Here is a 2335-nt window from a genome sequence, read left to right on the forward strand (position 1 = left end):
TTCATTAGCCGCATAAAGACCGGTTATGGCAGGTTTTTATGCGCACAATAAACTTTTGCGACAGAACAGGGGAAAGGTCAAAAGCTCCTAAGAAAAATTCATTACATCTACTTGCAAGTCTTTGACTTGTTTATTTAGGCGCTTTTTGAATTCAAACTTAATATCTTCATCTTGAAGATCCTTCAATTCCAAACCAAAATAATTTACGAGTACGGTTTTCATTTCCTCTAAGCTGTACCTGTCAAAATTGGGAATGTACTTTGTCTCATATTTTCGGTGACTAAGCTCTTTAAATGCTCTTACAAACTTCTTAGGCTTAACACTCACACCAAATCTTTTTACTAACTTTTTAACGTAGTGATCTAAAGAGTGCAGCAGGGTCTCATCATTTATTTCCGAGAAAAAGAACAGCCAACCTTTACTTTTATTCTTATAAATACAGCCTGTAATCCGAAGGTTAAGACGCCATAGCAGAAAGACTTCACTCTTTTTTTTGGAGTGTTTGTAGGATGTAAAAATAGAAACCAAAGAACCTTTCAGTCGCTCTATAGAGCCTGAACGGGCGGTAATATTCTCTTCACTAAACTTGTAGCCTAAATATTCAAACCCATCGTCTAATGGGCCAATGCTCGATTTTTCAGAGGAATGAGCAGGATCATGTATCTCTAGGCCAATTTTCTTGAATTTATAGGTAACTTTTTCTGATATTTTTTCAGTGTCGGCTAAGCTGCAGAAAATTAAAACATCATCAACATAGCGGTAATATTTGATATTGTCGGCAGCTGTTAACTCCTTATCTATATTAGATAGGTAGATCGCTGCAAGTATATTAGACACAGAAATCCCTTGTGGGACACCCTTCTTATCCTGGTCTTCAGATGAACCACTGGCGCTTACAGTTGGAGACGAAATAGCGGACAAGATGATGTCTTTTATTTCAGTATCTCGTATTTTTTTACCAAGACGGCTAATCAATTCCTCGTGCTTAATAGATGGGTAGAAATTGATAACATCAAGTTTTATGCAGCCATCATAATTTTGGCTGTTAAAATCGAGCTTTATATTTTTTACAATATCTTGTGGAAGGTGAAACTCAATGCTGCCTTCGTAGGCTTCTGTTAAAAAGTTACATAATGAGCGTAGCGCTATACGATCACGCACAGTTGGAATAGAGATTTCCCTTGGAGGCTTATTTCGCCCTTTGCTGACGAGTTTTAACTTGTACTTTGTGAATTTATATTTTCCCGCTAAAGCTTTTCTAGAAATTATTTCAATTTGAGTATCGAGTTGCGGCTTAAATGTACGCGGGCTAAGACCATCAATTCCTGTTGCTCTGGAATAGATAATCCAGTCAGTAAATATGTCTTTCAGATTTTCAGGTGAAAAATGTTTTCTAAATAGGTGTTCAATTGTCATTCAATGCACCTCAGTGCAACACATAAAATAACTGGTAGTAAATATAAGACTGTTAGCATTAATTTGTGACATAAAGTCCAATAGATAAGGGAAGTCCAGTGGTACCATGTTGGAGATCTGTCGAGGCCTTTTTTCAGTCCAGTATTTTTATCCAGCCTATTCTTATTAGTCACATATTCAATGCATAGCGCCGTATAATAATCTCTATCTGAGTGATTTTCGCAGACTCCGAGAATTTGGTCGTATTCTGTGCTTAACTTAGTAGGATCCGTAAGACTAGAGTCTTTTGCTTTTTGATGAAAGCTATTTAGTGTTTCGTAGCATTCTTTTATTAAACCAGCGCGCTCTTTAAATGAGAGCCCATTGATGAAGCCAGAAATACACAAAACTAACACTGAAAAGACGACCCAAGTTATCCCTGAAATATCTTGACCGGCGGCATTACTGCCCTCAATGCTTAAGTGATAAATAGCAGAAGCAACTCCAGAAAAGGAATACCAAAGTAACAAAATCTGTGTATGGAACGCGTTGGATAAGAGACGCTTTTCAGCCTGAATTCTAGCCTTACGTGTCCACCACACATTATCTGAGAATGCCATTACTCCTCCTTGATTGGATGTCTTAGGGTGTCATTAAGATAATAATAAGTTAACACCCAGTTAAGGGCAAGCCACAAGGACTAAGAGATTTCTCTCTTCAATATTAGTTTCACTCACAAAGTGAGTGGGCAGTGAAAACTGACACACCCTAAAACGAATTTAGTCTACCATGGTTCTGTCGCAAAAAAAGACAAATATTTGTGTAAAAATCAACTGTAACCTGTTTTTATGCAGCCAATGGATAAGGCACCATCCAGGAGAAAAACTTTCTCATCCCATCCGATAAACTACTGGAAACGTCAGGTAACATATGACTTTCG

2 protein-coding genes are annotated in these 2335 nt (G+C 37.5%); both read right to left on the bottom strand.

Features of this window, described 5'->3' with window-relative positions:
• Window positions 1–87: 87 nt before the first annotated feature.
• Window positions 88–1416 (bottom strand): reverse transcriptase domain-containing protein, encoded by a 1329-nt coding sequence (locus tag CDZ78_RS19670; RefSeq protein ID WP_087871477.1) that lies wholly within the window; start codon window positions 1414–1416, stop codon window positions 88–90.
• The gene (locus tag CDZ78_RS19675) at window positions 1413–2015 is read right to left on the bottom strand and encodes an SLATT domain-containing protein (RefSeq protein ID WP_087871478.1); all 603 of its coding nucleotides are present in this window, start codon (window positions 2013–2015) and stop codon (window positions 1413–1415) included. Before CDZ78_RS19675 ends, CDZ78_RS19670 begins: the two co-directional genes overlap by 4 nt.
• Window positions 2016–2335 lie beyond the last annotated feature (320 nt).

The organism is Bathymodiolus platifrons methanotrophic gill symbiont (assembly GCF_002189065.1).
In the GTDB taxonomy this organism is placed as follows: domain Bacteria; phylum Pseudomonadota; class Gammaproteobacteria; order Methylococcales; family Methylomonadaceae; genus Methyloprofundus.